The organism is Nocardiopsis sp. YSL2, from assembly GCF_030555055.1.
In the GTDB taxonomy this organism is placed as follows: domain Bacteria; phylum Actinomycetota; class Actinomycetes; order Streptosporangiales; family Streptosporangiaceae; genus Nocardiopsis.
In genome coordinates, this window is record NZ_JAMOAO010000001.1 from 1,000,404 (window position 1) to 1,016,091 (window position 15,688).

Sequence of the window (15,688 nt, forward strand, 5' to 3'; positions counted from 1 at the left end):
GCGTTTTCGTTCCCACCGGAGCCGCGACCGGGGCGCGCGCCCGGCGATCGGTTGCGCATCGGGGCCCCGCGCGTGGCAGGATCGGAACCGAGCGAAAGTGACCTCCGACCCCGACGACGCTCCGGCCCGCACGGCGGACTCGCCGCGGTCGGTACAGATTCCGGCCGGCGACGACGGCGGCCGTGGAGGGAGCGTGGAGTGGCAGGGAACCTGACACGGGACGAGGCGCGGGAACGGGCTCGGATCCTGAGCGTGGACTCCTACGCCGTGGAGCTGGACCTGACCACGGGGGACGAGACCTTTCGGTCCACCACCGTCATCCGGTTCTCCAGCACGGAGGCGGGTGCCCGCACGTTCGTGGACCTGACCGCCCCCGCGCTGCGTTCGGCGGTCCTCAACGGCCGTGAGCTCGACACGGAGGAGCTGTTCGACGGCGAGCGCCTCGTCCTTCCGGACCTGGCCGCCCGGAACGAGCTGACGGTCGTCGCCGACGCCGCCTACATGCGCACGGGCGAGGGCCTGCACCGGTTCGTGGACCCGGTCGACGACTCGGTGTACCTGTACACCCAGTTCGAGACGGCCGACGCGCACCGCATGTTCACGTGCTTCGACCAGCCCGACCTGAAGGCGACCTTCGAGCTGACGGTGTTCGCCCCCTCCTCCTGGGAGGTCGTGTCCAACAGCGCGCCGGACGTGCGCAAGGAGGCGACCGGCGCCGAGGACCGGGTGCGCTGGCACTTCCCGGCCACCCCCGTGGTGTCGACCTACATCACCGCCCTCATCGCGGGCCCGTACCACGTGGTGCGCGACGAGCACGACGGCATCCCGCTGGGCCTGTACTGCCGGGCCTCGCTCGCCGAGCACCTGGACTCCGACGCCCTGTTCGAGGTCACCAAGCAGGGCTTCGACTTCTTCCACGGGCTGTTCGACCTGCGCTACCCGTTCGGCAAGTACGACCAGCTCTTCGTCCCCGAGTTCAACGCGGGCGCGATGGAGAACGCCGGGGCGGTCACGTTCCTGGAGGACTACGTCTTCCGCTCCCGCGTGACCGACGCCCGCTACGAGCGGCGCGCCGAGACCATCCTGCACGAGATGGCGCACATGTGGTTCGGCGACCTGGTCACCATGCGCTGGTGGGACGACCTGTGGCTCAACGAGTCGTTCGCGACCTACGCCAGCGTCTACAGCCAGGCCAACGCCACCAAGTGGACGGACGCGTGGACCACGTTCGCGAACGTGGAGAAGTCCTGGGCCCTGCGCCAGGACCAGCTGCCCTCCACCCACCCCATCGCCGCCGACATGGTCGACATCCAGGCGGTGGAGGTCAACTTCGACGGCATCACCTACGCCAAGGGCGCCTCCGTCCTCAAGCAGCTCGCGGCGTACGTGGGCGTGGACTCCTTCTTCGCGGGCGTACGCGCCTACTTCAAGGAGAACGCCTTCGGCAACACCGAGCTGAAGGACCTGCTGCGCCACCTGGAGGCCGCCTCCGGCCGCGACCTGTCGGGCTGGTCCCGCGAGTGGCTGGAGACGACGGGCGTGAACACGATGCGCCCGGACTTCGGGGTCGACGGCGACGGTCACTTCACCTCGTTCGCCGTGCTGCAGGAGGCCGCCGAGGACCACCCGACGCTGCGCTCGCACCGCCTGGCGATCGGCCTGTACGACCGCACCGACGCCGGGATCGTGCGCCGCGAGCGCGTGGAACTGGACGTCAGCGGCGCCCGCACCGAGGTGCCCGAGCTCGTCGGCCGGGCCCAGCCCGACCTCGTGCTGATCAACGACGACGACCTCACCTTCACCAAGATCCGCCTGGACGAGCGCTCCCTGCGCACCGTGGTGGAGGGCGCCGGCGAGATCACCGAGTCGCTGCCCCGCGCGCTGTGCTTCGGCGCCGCCTGGGACATGACCCGGGACGCGGAGATGGCCGCCCGCGACTACGTCCAGCTGGTGATCTCCGGCATCAGCGGTGTGGACGACGTCATGGTCGCGCAGACCCTGCTGCGCCAGGCCACGGCGGCGCTGCTGAACTACGCCGACCCTGCGTGGCGCCCGTTCGGCTTCGAGCTGCTCGCCGACCGCCTGCGCGAGCTGCTCGGTACCGCCGAACCCGGCGGCGACCTCCAGCTCGCCTACGCCAACGCGCTCGCCGACACGGCGGTCAGCGACGCCCACCTGTCACTGCTCAGGGGCCTGTTGGACGGCGCCATCACGGTGGACGGCCTGACCGTGGACACCGACCTGCGGTGGACCCTGCTGCGCCGCCTGGTCGCCAAGGGCAAGGCCGGCGAGGACGAGATCACCGCGGAGCTGGAGCGCGACCCGACGGCGACCGGCCAGCGGCACGCCGCCGGCGCCCGAGCCGCGATCCCCACGGCTGAGGCCAAGGCGGCCGCCTGGGACCGGATCGTCGGCGAGGAGCTGGCCAACGCCGAGTTCCGCGCGACCCTGATGGGCTTCACCGAGCCGGGCCAGGCCGAGCTGTACCGGCCCTACATGGAGAAGTACTTCGCGCAGCTGGCTCCGGCCTGGGAGAAGTGGACGGGCGAGTTCGCCCAGTCGTTCGCGGAGATGTGCTACCCGAGCTCCCTGGTGGAGGAGGCGACGCTGGAGCGCACGGACGCCTACATCGAGGAGGCGGACCCGGCCCCGGCCCTGCGCCGCCTGCTGGTCGAGGGCCGCGCCGGTGTGGAGCGCGCGCTGCGCGCCCGGGCGATGGACATCGCCGCGGGTCAGCAGCGCGGCTGACGGCCACCTGACGCGCGGCGGCCCCGGGGGTTCTCCCCGGGGCCGCCGTCGTCCGCGGGTCAGGGGAGGTCGTCGGCCGCGCCGCCGTGGCCGAGCGGGCCGAGGGTGCGGCGGATCCGCGCGACCATGCGCGGGTCGGCGAGGAGTTCGTCCACCAGCACCGGCTCGCCCTCGGCGCTCGTGAGCGGGATCCGCCAGTTCGGGTACTCCGTGCTGGTCCCCGGCTGGTTCTGCATCCGGCGCTCCCCCACCACGTCGGTGAGCGCCACCCCCAGCATGCGTGCCGGGGTCCGCACCAGGTAGGCGTGCATCGCGGCGACCACGGCGGCCGGGTCGGCCACCGGGTCCACACCGGGGTCGAGCAGCCCGAGCCCGACGAGGTGGGCGCGCCACCGCTCGACCCGTTCCTCGGAGTCGGCGCGTTCCTCCTCCACGGGACGGCCGAGCAGGCCCAGGCGGTCCCGCAGCTCCACGTGCTCGGCGGACAGGAAGGACGCCACCGGCGGCAGGTCGTGGGTGGCGACCGTGGCCAGGCAGTCGGCGCGCCAGTCCTCCGGTGCGCGGGGTGTGCCGTCCCTCTCCTGCTCGAACCACAGAACGGACGTGCCCAGCAGTCCACGGTCGCGGAGGTGGTCGCGCACCCACGGTTCGACCGTGCCCAGGTCCTCGCCGATGACCACCGCGTCGGCGCGGTGGGCGGCCAGCGCCAGGGTGCCCACCATGCCCTCGTGGTCGAAGCGCACGTAGGTCCCCTCGTCGGCGGGCGCTCCCTCGGGGACGCACCACAGCCGGAACAGCCCCATGACGTGGTCCACGCGGACCCCGCCGGAGTGCCGCAGCGCCTGGGAGATCATCTGGCGGAAGGGGGCGTAGCCCAGTTCCGCGAGCCGTCGCGGGTTCCAGGGCGGCTGTCCCCAGTCCTGGCCCCGCCGGTTGAACTCGTCCGGCGGGGCGCCCACGTGCAGCCCCGGCACCAGGGCGTCTCCGTACATCCAGGCGTCCGCGCCGCCGGCCTGCACCCCGATGGCGAGGTCGTGCACGATGCCGACATCCATCCCGGCCGCGCACGCGGTGGCCTGGGCATGGGAGAGCTGGTCGTCGAGCAGCCACTGGAGCCACCGGTGGAACTCCACGGTCGGCCACCGGCGCAGGGCCTCCTCGCCGACGGCGTGGGCGGAGACGTCGCGCAGGCGGACCGGCCACGACCGGAAGTCGGCCCCGTACTCCTCGGCCAGCGCGCACCAGGTGGCGAACTCCACCAGCGGCTGGCCCTCGCGTTCGAGGTAGGTCCGCAGCGCGGCCTCGCGGCCGGGGGCGCGGGACACCTGGAAGAGGATCTCCAGGGCGGAGCGCTTGGCCTCCCACACGGCGTCGCGGTCGAGCAGGTCGGCGGTGCGCCCGCGTTCGCGCAGCGGCCGGGCCAGGCGCTGGATGCCCTCCCTCTGGGCCGGGTCCAGACGGGCGTACTCGGGCACGTCCTCGATGCGGATGTAGAGGGGACTGACGTAGCGGCGGCTCACCGGCAGGTACGGGGAGGGCTCCAGCGGCGGGAGCGGCTCGGTGGCGTGCACCGGATTGATCAGGGCGAAGTCGGCGCCCAGGTCGCGACCGCTCCAGTCGGCGAGTTCGGCCAGGTCGCGCAGATCGCCCACGCCCCAGGAGGCGCGGGAGCGCACGCTGTAGACCTGGGTCATGAGTCCCCACAGGCGCCGGTCGTGGCGCAGGGCGCTCGGCTCGATCCGGTCGGGGACCACGAGCAGGGGCGCGTCGTGCTCGGCACCGCCCACGGTGACGTGGAGGGTGTGCACACCCAGGGGCAGTCCGGGACCGAAGGGCAGCAGGGAGCCGTCGGAGGTCTCGACCCCGCTGCGGGCGCCCTCGGGCAGGACCAGGTCGGGTGCCTTGTGCTCGCGGACGACGACCGCGGGCGGCAGGGGACCCGGGGCGGAGTCCGCCGCCGGCCGGTCCGGGTCCACCCCCAGCGCCGACAGGACATGGCGGATGGTGTCGGGTCCCACCCGCACCCGTCGGCCCCGCCAGTCCTCGTAGCTCGTCGCGATCCCGTACTGCTCGGCCACGCGGGCCAGCTGAACGTCCTTCACAGACACCGATCATGCCCTACCGGGGGCCGTGTACACCGCAGGACGACCCGGCGTGGGGCCAGATCATGTCCGGTGCTCCGCCCGCTTCCCACACCAGGACCGCCCGCCTCAGGGGTCACACCGTGCGTACTCGCCGTCGCGGGAGCCGGCGATCCGTCACAGGGATCGCCGGGTGTCGGTCCCGAGTGGATAATGAGCGCGTGTGGTCCAACTACCGGCGCCTGTTCGCCGTCCCCCACGTCCTGTCCCTGCTGAGCTGGTCCCTGCTCGCCCGGTTCTACATGCCGGGCCAGATGATCGCGGTCACCTTCCTGGTGGTGGAGTGGACGGGGTCCTACACCTACGCGGGTGTGGTCGCGGGCGCGTTCACCCTGGGCATGGCACTGGTGGGGCCGCTGCGCGGGCGGATGGCGGACCGGGGCGGCAGCGACCGCCTGGTTCTGGTGTGCGGCGCGGTGTTCACCACGGGACTGGTGGTGCTGGCACTGTTCCCGGCGTCACTGTGGTGGCTGGCGGTTCCGCTGGCCCTGGGCACCGGCCTGTTCGGCTCCCCGGCCAACCAGATCGTGCGCGCCCTGTGGCCGCGGCTGACGCGCGGCCCCGAGCGCCAGGCCATCTACGCCGCCGAGGCGACGACGCAGGAACTGCTGTTCGTGTTCTCCCCGATCCTGACGGCCGGTGTGGTGGCGTCCTGGGGTGCGCGCTGGTCGCTGCTGGTGCTCGCCGTCCTGGCGCTGGCGGGATCCATCGGGTTCGCTCTGGCTCTGCGGCGGGCCGGTGTCACCGGGCCGGCTCCCGTCGAACCGGCCGCCGCGGCGGCCGGAGACGCGTCCGGGGCCGCGGGCGGAGCCGCTGGCCGTGCCGGGGCCGGCCGTCGGCGGAGCCTGGTCCTGCACCCGGTCCTGGGCCTGCTCTTCGCGATGTGCCTGCTGATGATCGTCGGGATCATCGGCACGGACCTGATGATCGTGGCGTGGGCCAACGAGCTCGACGCACCCGAGTACGTGATGGTGCTGGCGTCGGTGTGGGCGCTGGGCTCCCTGGTCGGCGGAATGGTCTCCGGAGCCGTGAAGGGCCCGCCGAACCTGGTGCGCCGCTGCTTCGCCACCACGCTGGGCCTGGCCCTCGTGCTGCCGTTCCTGCCTCCGATCACGCACCTGCCCACACCCCTGCTGGCCACGCCGGTGCTGTTCCTGGCCGGACTGGCGGTCGCTCCGACCCTGGCCGCGGTGATGGGCCGGATCGGGGACAGTGCCCCCTCCGATCGGCGGGCGGAGGCCTTCGGCTGGCTGGCCACGGCCATGGGTGTGGGCGCCGCGATCGCGGGTCCGCTGGCCGGCGGCCTCATCGACGGCTTCGGTATCGCGGGCGGCACCGCCGCCACGGTGGGCGCCCTGCTCGTGGCGTCGGTCCTGAGCCTGTTCGCCGTTCGGCGCCGGGCGGCCGCGAGCCCGTTGCCGGAGCGGACCGTTTCCTGACGCCCCTCACCACACGGGCGGCACCCGGTGCGCCCACGGGCGGGCGGCCTCCAGCTGGGCGGACAGTGAGAGCAGAGTGCCTTCGGCGCCCATCCGTCCGGAGAGCATGACCCCGATCGGCAGCCCCTGTTCCGACCAGTGCAGCGGGACGCTCACCGACGGTTGGCCGGTGACGTTGTACACGGAGGTGAACGGCGTGAACTCGGTCATCAGCCGAAACTCCCGCTCGGGCCCCTCCGCGCCGAAGTGCCCGATGGGGACCGGCGGCTGGGCCAGGGTCGGGGACAGCACGGCGTCGAAGGGCGCGGTGGCGGCGACGAGGGAGCGCACGCCCCTCTGCAGGTTCGCGCAGGCGGCGATGTAGTCGGGCACCGGGGTGGCGCGGGCCCGCTCGCGGAGCCAGCGGTTGAGCGGGCCCAGCTCCCGCTCGCGCTCGGGCGCGACCGGGGTGGCGGAGGCCATCGCCGCCCAGACCACGGCGAAGTCCCTGCCGAAGGTGCCCTTGAAGTGGGTGTCCTGCGGCTCGGGGATCTCCTCGACGTCGTGGCCGAGGTCGGTGAGCAGGCGGGTGGCCTCCTCGTAGGCCGCCAGGACCTCCGGATGGACGGGCACGGCGAGGTCGCCGGTGGTGGCGTAGCGGCCGATGCGCATCCTGCCCGGCTCGCGGCGGGCGGCGTCGGCGAAGGTCCGGCCCGGCGGCAGGGGCGGGGCGGAGTAGTAGTCGCCCGGACGGCTGATCGCCATCGCGTCCAGCAACAGGGCCGCGTCCAGGACCGTTCGGGCCAGCGGGCCCGCCGTGGACAGGCCGACCAGGTCGGGTTTGGCGGGCGCGCCGGAGATCCGGCCGCGGGTGGGTTTGAGTCCGAACAGCCCGCAGGCGCTGGCGGGGATGCGGATCGAACCGCCGCCGTCGCTGCCCTGGGCCACGGGCGCGAGTCCGGCGGCGACGGCCGCGGCCGCGCCCCCGCTGGAACCGCCGGGGCTGAGCGCGGTGTCCCAGGGATTGCGGGTGGGCCGCGCGATCTCGTTCTCCGTGTAGCAGGAGGAGCCGAGTTCGGGGGTGTTGGTCTTGCCCGGCAGGACCGCGCCGGCGGCGCGCAGCGCGGAGACCATGTCCGAGTCGAAGGGCGCGACCGCGTCGCGGAACACCCGGGATCCGAAGGTGAGGGAAACGTCGGCGACCGGGTCGAGGTCCTTGACTGGGACGGGAACACCGAGCAGGGGCGGCAGCGTGTCCGGCGTGTCGCCCATCACCCGCTTCTCCGCATAACGGGCTTGTTCTCGGGCCTTTTCTGGCGTGACCGTAATGTACGACCCGTACTGGGGGTCCAGCCTCTCGATCCGTTCGAGATAGTGCTCAGTGATCTCAACAGGGGACAGCTCACGACTGTGGACCAGCGTTGCGAGCCGGTGCGCCGAGAGTTCATGAATCCGGGTCATACCGACACAGGTTAACGGGCACGACACCGGGCACCCCAGTGATGGCGGAACCTCTCTAGAGAGACCGGCGAACATGATGACCTTCCCCGTCCCCATGCCGATGACACGTGTTCGCGGCATGAAACGGGGTGAGAAAAGTGTGAGAAGTAATGCACTAGGACTCGGATATGGATGGAACTAATCTGACCGACGTGGAATCGGCAACCAGAGTGAACGGCACCACCCCACCGTCCGACGACGCGCAGCCGCACAGGCACCAAGCGCTCTTCTTCCCCAACCAGAAAAGCACCCGGGACGCCTCCGCCGGCCGGGCCCTCTACGGTGCGCTCAAGTCCAGCGAGAGCACTCGCAGGTGGGCGGTCCGCGCGGGCATCGCCCTGGCGGTCGGCCTCGCCGTGGGCCTGCTGACCTCCAGTTGGCGGATCGGTGCCACCTTCGCGATCCTCACGGTCATCGGGATCGCCGTGTACAAGGCGCGCCGCGAGTCCGAGATCCCGCGGTGGCGCAAACCCGCCGCGGCCCAGCGCAAGACCGAGGCCCAGCTCAAGGTCATGAAGCAGCTCGGCTACCGCGTCCTGCACGCGCGCTCGGTTCCCGGCGGGAACGGCCAGATCGACCACTTCATCGTGGGTCGGCGCGGCGCGTTCGCGATCGACTCCGAGTCGTGGGACAAGCGCCTTCCCCTGCGCAACAAGCTGGAGCAGCTCTACCACGGCCGCTTCAACAAGAACGAGCGGATCGACGAGGCACTGGAGGAGGCCAAACGGGCCGAGGAACTGATCAGCGCCGAACTGGGGCGCGACATCAAGGTCCGGGCGTCGTTGGCCATCTACGGCCCCGGCATGCCCTGGGACAGCCACCGGCTGCGCGGCGTCGACATCATCACCGGCACCAAGGTCCGCAAGTGGCTGCGCAGCGGACGGGACCGGCTGACCGACGGCGAGATCGAGGAGATCTACCAGGCGGCCCAGCGGGCACTGCCGCCGCGGTACTGAGCCCTTCTCCGCGCCCGGTGGCGCGGAGAAGGCCGATCATCTCAGTATGCGGACGGACAGTCTTCCGTCCCGAGACCACATTCGTCCTGCGAGGGGGCTACCATCAGGGGGAAACACCCGAATCGATGGGAGTCTCCCCATGCCAGCCCTACGCTCTCGTACGGTGACCCACGGCCGGAACATGGCCGGCGCTCGCGCCCTCATGCGCGCCACCGGCGTAGAGCGTGAGGACTTCGGCAAGCCCATCGTGGCCGTCGCCAACAGCTTCACCGAGTTCGTTCCGGGCCACGTGCACCTGCGCGAGGTCGCCGAGGTCGTGGCCGACGCCATCCGCGAGGCGGGCGGCGTCCCCCGTGAGTTCAACTCCATCGCCGTCGACGACGGCATCGCCATGGGACACGGCGGCATGCTCTACTCGCTGCCCAGCCGCGAGCTCATCGCCGACTCCCTCGAGTACATGGTCAACGCCCACTGCGCCGACGCGCTGGTGTGCGTGTCCAACTGCGACAAGATCACCCCGGGCATGCTGCTGGCCGCGCTGCGCCTGAACATCCCGACGGTGTTCGTCTCCGGCGGGCCCATGGAGGCCGGCAAGGTCACCGTCGTCAACGGCACCGCCACCACCGTGCGCAAGCTCGACCTCATCAATCCCATGATCGCGGCGGCCGACGAGAGCGTCTCACAGGCCGAACTCGACGAGATGGAGGAGGCGGCCTGCCCGACCTGTGGTTCGTGCTCGGGCATGTTCACCGCCAACTCGATGAACTGCCTCACCGAGGCCATGGGCCTGGCCCTGCCGGGCAACGGCACAGTGCTGGCCACCCACACCGCCCGCAAGGCGCTGTACGAGGACGCCGGACGCCGGGTCGTCGAGGCCGCCAAGCGCTACTACGAGGACGACGACTCCTCCGTCCTGCCGCTGTCCATCGCCACGCCCGCCGCCTTCGGCAACGCCATGGCCCTGGACGTGGCCATGGGCGGCTCCACCAACACGATCCTGCACCTGCTCGCCGCCGCCACCGAAGCGGGCGTGGGTTTCGGACTCCCCGAGATCGACGAGGTCTCCCGCCGGGTGCCGTGCCTGTGCAAGGTGGCCCCGAACACGGAGAAGTACCACATCGAGGACGTCCACCGGGCGGGCGGTATCCCCGCCATCCTGGGCGAACTCGCCCGCGGCGGCCTCCTGGACACCTCGCTGCCCACGGTGCACGGCAAGACCATCGGCGAGTTCATCGCCGAGTGGGACATCGTCTCCGACACCGTCCTGCCCGAGGCCGTGGAGCTGTTCCACGCGGCCCCCGGTGGCGTGCGCACCACCAAGGCCTACTCGCAGAGCGTCCGCTGGGACACCCTGGACACCGACCGCGACGGGGGCTGCATCCGCTCGGTGGCCAGCGCCTACACCAAGGACGGCGGCCTGGCGGTGCTGTTCGGCAACATGGCCCCCGACGGCGCGATCGTCAAGACCGCCGGTGTGGAGGAGGAGCTGTGGACCTTCTCCGGGCCGGCCAAGGTGTTCGAGTCCCAGGAGGACGCGGTCGACGGCATCCTCAACAAGCGGATCGAGCCCGGCGACGTCGTGGTCATCCGCTACGAGGGCCCCAAGGGCGGCCCCGGCATGCAGGAGATGCTGTACCCGACGAGCTTCCTCAAGGGACGCGGCCTGGGCAAGGCCTGCGCGCTGATCACCGACGGCCGCTTCTCCGGCGGCACGTCCGGGCTCTCGATCGGGCACGCCTCCCCGGAGGCCGCCGCGGGCGGCGACATCGCCCTGGTCGAGGACGGCGACGTGATCAGCATCGACATCCCGAACCGGGGCCTGGTCCTGGAGGTGTCCGAGGACGAGCTGGCCGCGCGCAGGGAGCGCCTGCTCAAGGAGCTGGGCCGGTTCAGGCCGCGTGACCGGCAGCGGCCGATCACCGCCGCGCTGCGCGCCTACGCCGCGATGGCGACCTCCGCCTCGACCGGGGCCGCCCGCGACGTCTCCCAGATCGAGGACTGACGCGCCCCGCCGCTCGGCGAACACACCGACGGCCCCGTCTTCCACCCGGCCCCCAGTGGTCCCGCGCCCCGGGACCACTGGGGGCCGAACACGTGCACATGTGGGCGCGCGGAACGCATGGGGGTTGAACGTGCGCATGCAAGCCTGCAGGACGCATGGGGGTTAGAGGTGCACGTGGGGGCTGCGGAACCCCCAGGGGGTCAAAGGTGGGCGGTTCGGCCTCCCGGGGCCCCAGGGGGTTGATCGGGCCAAAGCAGGAAGGGCTGCGGCCGAAGGCCGTCCGTTGAGGGTGGTGGTGGGCGACGGCGTGGGCACGAGCGGAGGCCCAAAGAAGGCACTGGGGTGAGGGGCGCGCCGGTGTCTGCAGAAGGAGACGGGGCCGCAGCGAGGAACGAGCAAGGCACGTCGACGATGAAGGCCCCGGCATAGAGCGCCCCCGAACCTCAGGAGCAGCAACCGCCCCCGCAGCACCCTCCGCCACCGGAGGGCGCGGGGGCGGCGGCACGCCCGCCCACGGCCACGGTGGACAGCAGCCGGACGGTGTCGCCGTGCCCCTGGGGGCAGTCGGCCGGTGTGTCCGAGTCGGACATGGGACGGGAGAGCTCGAAGGTGTCGCCGCACTCGCGGCAGCGGAAGTCGTATCTGGGCATGGACCCAGGATACGGACTCCCCTCGGTGCGACGGGGGCCGGGCTGGGACGCCTGGTCCCGGCCCCTCGTCCTCGCCCCGGTCCTCCGCTCCGGGCCCGTGTCCGGGCCCGCCGGAGGACGGATCCTTCGCCGACCTAGGCCGCCAGGTGGGCCATGTACGGCTCCCACTGGGGGTCGCCGTGCAGGTCACCGTTGATCAGCCGCCAGTGGGGGCCCTTGGGCACCTTGGGGGTGATGCGCAGTTCCCATCCGAGCTCGTCCAGGAACTTGTCGGCCTTGCGGTGGTTGCACGGCTTGCACGCCGCCACCACGTTCTCCCACATGTGCGCGCCACCTCGGCTTCTGGGCACGACGTGGTCGATCGTCTCCGCCTTCTTCCCGCAGTAACCGCAGGTGTGTCGGTCCCGACGCATAAGTGCCACGCGGGTGAGCGGCACCCTGCGGCTGTACGGGACGCTGATGTAACGTCTGAGCCGGATGACCGACGGCACGTCGTAGGAGCGTGTCGCCGAGTGGAGCACGGTTCCGGCGTCGTCTCCGTGCACGACCTCCGCCTTCTCCCGCAGGACGAGGAGAATCGCCCTGCGCAGCGGCAGTGTCGTCAGTGGTTCGAAGCTGGCGTTGAGCAGCAACACGTGGCGGCGGGCGGTGCCTGGACCGCCCTCCCTGCTGCGCGCGGCGCTCATGGCCTCGCCCCGGCCGTCGGCCGTGTCTCTTCCCCGGCCAGCCGTTCGGCCAGCCAGGAGACCTCCCTGTGCACTGATCCGAGGATCAGTGGTTCCGTTCGCCTTGCCACACGGACCTCCCGGTGGTCCCGCCGAGTTGCGTCCCGCATTCAGTTTGCGTGGTCGGACCGCTTCGGCGCCACCCCAATTTACGTTGGGAACCCCAGAATCGCCTGAACTCCGCTTTCTGTGCCCCATTGTGCTCCCTCAGAACCCGGATTCACCTTGGCGCCGCGCCGAACACTGCGGGGTGGATAGCGGTGGATAGGGTGCGAAGCATGCGTGAACTCCGCTACCCGCCGGCCGAACGGCTGGACCTCCTCGAAACCCTGCACGGCCGCGCCGTCGCCGACCCCTACCGGTGGCTGGAGGACACGGACTCCGCCGCCACGAAGGAATGGGCCACCGCCCAGGACGGCCTCTACTCGCAATTCGCCGCCCGGTTCCACAGCCGGGACTGGTTCGCCGACCACGTCCGCGCCCTGCTCGGCGCCGGAACCGTGGGCTCGCCCGTGTGGCGCGGAGAGCGCCGCTTCCATCTGCGGCGCACCGCCGACCAGGAGCACGCGGTGCTCTACGTCCAGGACGGGCAGGGACCCGAGCGCGTCCTGCTGGACCCCGGGGCGCTCGACTCCACCGGCCTGACCACGCTGGACTCCTGGCGGCCCGACCACGACGGCCGCCTCCTCGCCTATCAGCTCTCCGAGGGCGGGGACGAGGAGTCGGTCCTGCGGGTGATGGACGTCGACACCGGCGAGACGGTCGACGGCCCCATCGACCGGGCCCGCTACTCCCCCATCGCCTGGCTGCCGGACGGCTCGGCCTTCTACTACGTGCGCCGCCTGCCGGCCGACGAGGTGCCGGAGGGCGAGGAGGGCTACCACCGGCGCGTCTACCTGCACCGGCTGGGCGCGTCCACCGACGAGGACGTCCTCGTCTTCGGTTCCGGCCGGGACAAGACCGAGTACTTCGTTCCCTCGGTGAGCCGCGACGGGCGGTGGCTGCTGCTGAGCGCGGTGCGGGGCACCGCACCGGGGACCGACGCCTGGATCGCCGACCTGTCGGAGAGCGGTCTGGAGGTGCCCCGGCTGGTGCCCGTCCAGCAGGGCATGGTGGCGGCCCTGGACACGTACGTGGGGCGGGACGGCCGCCTGTACCTGCAGACGGACCGCGAAGCTCCGCGTGGGCGCCTGTGCGTGGCCGATCCGGCCGAGCCCGGCGCTGAGCACTGGACCACGCTGGTCGCGGAGGACCCCGAGGCCGTGATGGAGGACTTCGCGATCCTCGACGGCCCCGGGATGGAGCGGCCCGAGCTGCTGGTCGCCTGGAGCCGCCACGCGATCGACGAGGTCACCCGCCACGACCTGGCCACGGGGGAACGGCTGGGCGCCCTGGCGATGCCCGGTCTGGGCACGATCGGAGGGCTGCTCGAACGGCCCGAGGGCGGCCACGAGTGCTGGTTCGGCTACACCGACAGCGCGCACCCGTCGGCGGTGTACCGCTACGACGCCCGCACGGGCGAGGTGACCCTGTGGGACGAGGCCCCCGGCGAGGTCGACGTGCCGCCGGTGCGCACCGAACAGGTCACGTTCACGTCCAAGGACGGAACCGCGGTGCGCATGCTGGTGGTGTCCCCCGCGGAGGAGGCCGACGGCCCGCGGCCGACCATCCTCTACGGGTACGGCGGCTTCCGCATCTCCCTGAGCCCCGGGTACTCGGCGACCACGCTGGCATGGGTGCGCGCCGGCGGCGTGTACGCCGTCGCCAACCTGCGCGGCGGTCTGGAGGAGGGCGAGGAGTGGCACGAGGCCGGGATGCTCGACCGCAAGCAGAACGTGTTCGACGACTGCGCGGCCGCCGCCGAACACCTGGTGGCCACCGGCGTCACGACGCCCGAGCGCTTGGCCGTGATGGGCGGGAGCAACGGCGGACTGCTGGTCGGCGCCATGATCACCCAGCGCCCGGACCTGTTCGCGGCGGCCGTGTGCTCGGCCCCGCTGCTGGACATGGTGCGCTACGAGCGGTTCGGCCTGGGCCAGTTGTGGAACGTGGAGTACGGCAGCGCGGACGATCCGGAGCAGTTGGACTGGCTGCTGGGGTACTCGCCGTACCACAACGTGCGGGAGGGGACGCGGTACCCGGCCACGCTCTTCACCGTGTTCGACAACGACACCCGGGTGGACCCGCTGCACGCGCGCAAGCTGTGCGCGCTGCTGCAGGAGGCCACCTCCGCACCGTTGGAGGACGCCCCGATCCTGCTGCGCCGTGAGTCGGAGGTCGGGCACAGTGCGCGCTCGGTCAGCCGGAGCGTGGCGCTCAGCGCCGAGCAGCTCGCCTTCCTCGCCCACCACCTGGGGATCGTCCTGCCCTGATCCCGGTCGGCCCGAGAGCAATGCCACAGCGTTCGGGCACGGGCGGCCGCGAGATCTCCTGGGGAGCGTTGGGACAATGGAGGACACGCTTCCCAGGAGAACGCCCACGAGAGGACCAGGACGTGACACAGATCGAGGCCGGCGGCCCGGACACCGGGACACAGCCCCGGCGGCATGTGCACCTGGCTCAGGTCCGCTACGCCGACCTTGACCCGCAGCACCACGTCAACAACGTCCGGATGCTGACCTACCTGGAGGACGCCAGGATCTCGTTCCTGCGCTACGACGGCGTGGTGGAGGAGGGTCAGGAGGTGTTCGGCGCCATGGTCGTGGCCCGCCAGGAGGCGGACTACGTGGCGCCGCTGCTGCCCAGGTCCACGCCCGTGCGCGTGGAGCTGTGGGTGACCGAGGTGCGCAACGCCAGCTTCACGCTGGCCTACGAGATCCGTGACGACACGAGGGTGTTCCTGCGCGCCAGCACGGTGCTGGTGGGTTTCGACGTCGACACGCAGCGCGCCCGCCGCCTCAACGAACGGGAGCGCGCCTTCCTCGCCGCCTACGCCTGAGCCCGGACCGCGGCGGTCGGCGCCCCGTGTCCGTCACGGCGGACGGGGTCCGGGCACGGGTCACTTCAGTGAGATCGTGACGGTCTCGCCGTCGTCGTCATCGCCGCTGTCACTGGGGGTCACCGACAGGGAGGTGGGGTCGGCCACGGCCGGGGGCGCGGCGTCCTCGGCGACGTTGACCATGCTGTGCGCGGCCATCACCATGTACTCCCACAGCTGGCGCTCCAGGGCCGCGGGCAGCGCGATGGAGTCCACGGCCGCTCGCATGTGCGCCAGCCAGCGGTCGCGCTCGGCGGCCCCGATCCGGAACGGTACGTGGCGCATCCGCAGGCGGGGGTGGCCGCGCTGCTCGTTGTAGGTGCGCGGGCCGCCCCAGTACTGGATGAGGAACAGGCGCAGGCGCTCCTCGGCCGGGCCCAGGTCCTCCTCGGGGTACATGGGCCGCAGCACGGGGTCGTCGGCCACACCCTCGTAGAAGCGGCGGACCAGGCGAGTGAAGGTCTCCTCCCCGCCCACGGCCTCGTAGAACGTCATTCGCACCGGCTGTTCGTCCCTGCTCTGCTGGTCATCTCGCGCGGAAGTCATCGCCCACCAGCGTATGCGACACCGC

Annotated in this window: 11 protein-coding genes; 6 read left to right on the plus strand and 5 right to left on the minus strand. The window is 71.7% G+C overall.

Annotation, left to right across the window (positions count from 1 at the left end):
* Positions 1-198 precede the first annotated feature (198 nt).
* Entirely contained in the window at positions 199-2,748 is a 2,550-nt protein-coding gene (gene pepN, locus M1P99_RS04325; protein WP_304451376.1) for an aminopeptidase N, read from the plus strand.
* A 59-nt stretch (positions 2,749-2,807) separates the two neighbouring features.
* On the opposite strand, the gene malQ is transcribed toward pepN, so the two are convergent.
* The gene (gene malQ, locus M1P99_RS04330) at positions 2,808-4,850 is read right to left on the minus strand and encodes a 4-alpha-glucanotransferase (protein ID WP_304451377.1); all 2,043 of its coding nucleotides are present in this window, start codon (positions 4,848-4,850) and stop codon (positions 2,808-2,810) included.
* Between the two features lie 200 nt (positions 4,851-5,050).
* Here malQ and M1P99_RS04335 point away from each other — a divergent pair, with 200 nt between their 5' ends.
* The gene (locus M1P99_RS04335; RefSeq protein ID WP_304451378.1) at positions 5,051-6,328 is read left to right on the plus strand and encodes an MFS transporter; all 1,278 of its coding nucleotides are present in this window, start codon (positions 5,051-5,053) and stop codon (positions 6,326-6,328) included.
* A 6-nt stretch (positions 6,329-6,334) separates the two neighbouring features.
* On the opposite strand, the gene M1P99_RS04340 is transcribed toward M1P99_RS04335, so the two are convergent.
* Positions 6,335-7,768 carry an amidase gene (locus M1P99_RS04340; RefSeq protein ID WP_304451379.1) on the minus strand — a complete coding sequence of 478 codons (1,434 nt, stop codon included), beginning with the start codon at positions 7,766-7,768 and terminating at the stop codon, positions 6,335-6,337.
* Between the two features lie 209 nt (positions 7,769-7,977).
* On the opposite strand from M1P99_RS04340, the gene M1P99_RS04345 reads away from it, so the two are divergent.
* Both M1P99_RS04345 and ilvD read left to right on the plus strand, forming a co-directional pair.
* Entirely contained in the window at positions 7,978-8,763 is a 786-nt protein-coding gene (locus M1P99_RS04345) for a nuclease-related domain-containing protein (protein ID WP_304455573.1), read from the plus strand.
* Positions 8,764-8,902: 139 nt separating this feature from the next.
* The gene (ilvD, locus tag M1P99_RS04350; protein WP_304451380.1) at positions 8,903-10,765 is read left to right on the plus strand and encodes a dihydroxy-acid dehydratase; all 1,863 of its coding nucleotides are present in this window, start codon (positions 8,903-8,905) and stop codon (positions 10,763-10,765) included.
* 443 nt (positions 10,766-11,208) lie between these two features.
* Here ilvD and M1P99_RS04355 read toward each other — a convergent pair whose 3' ends face one another.
* Both M1P99_RS04355 and M1P99_RS04360 read right to left on the minus strand, forming a co-directional pair.
* Entirely contained in the window at positions 11,209-11,415 is a 207-nt protein-coding gene (locus M1P99_RS04355) for a zinc ribbon domain-containing protein (RefSeq protein ID WP_053616471.1), read from the minus strand.
* A 134-nt stretch (positions 11,416-11,549) separates the two neighbouring features.
* Entirely contained in the window at positions 11,550-12,050 is a 501-nt protein-coding gene (locus tag M1P99_RS04360) for an HNH endonuclease (protein ID WP_304455574.1), read from the minus strand.
* Between the two features lie 368 nt (positions 12,051-12,418).
* On the opposite strand from M1P99_RS04360, the gene M1P99_RS04365 reads away from it, so the two are divergent.
* On the plus strand, positions 12,419-14,512 hold the full coding sequence (locus M1P99_RS04365) for a prolyl oligopeptidase family protein (RefSeq protein WP_304451381.1): 2,094 nt from the start codon (positions 12,419-12,421) through the stop codon (positions 14,510-14,512).
* 122 nt (positions 14,513-14,634) lie between these two features.
* A complete protein-coding gene (locus tag M1P99_RS04370; RefSeq protein ID WP_304451382.1) occupies positions 14,635-15,078 on the plus strand; it encodes a thioesterase family protein in 444 nt (147 codons plus the stop codon).
* 60 nt (positions 15,079-15,138) lie between these two features.
* Here M1P99_RS04370 and M1P99_RS04375 read toward each other — a convergent pair whose 3' ends face one another.
* A complete protein-coding gene (locus M1P99_RS04375; RefSeq protein ID WP_304451383.1) occupies positions 15,139-15,663 on the minus strand; it encodes a globin in 525 nt (174 codons plus the stop codon).
* Positions 15,664-15,688: the final 25 nt, after the last annotated feature.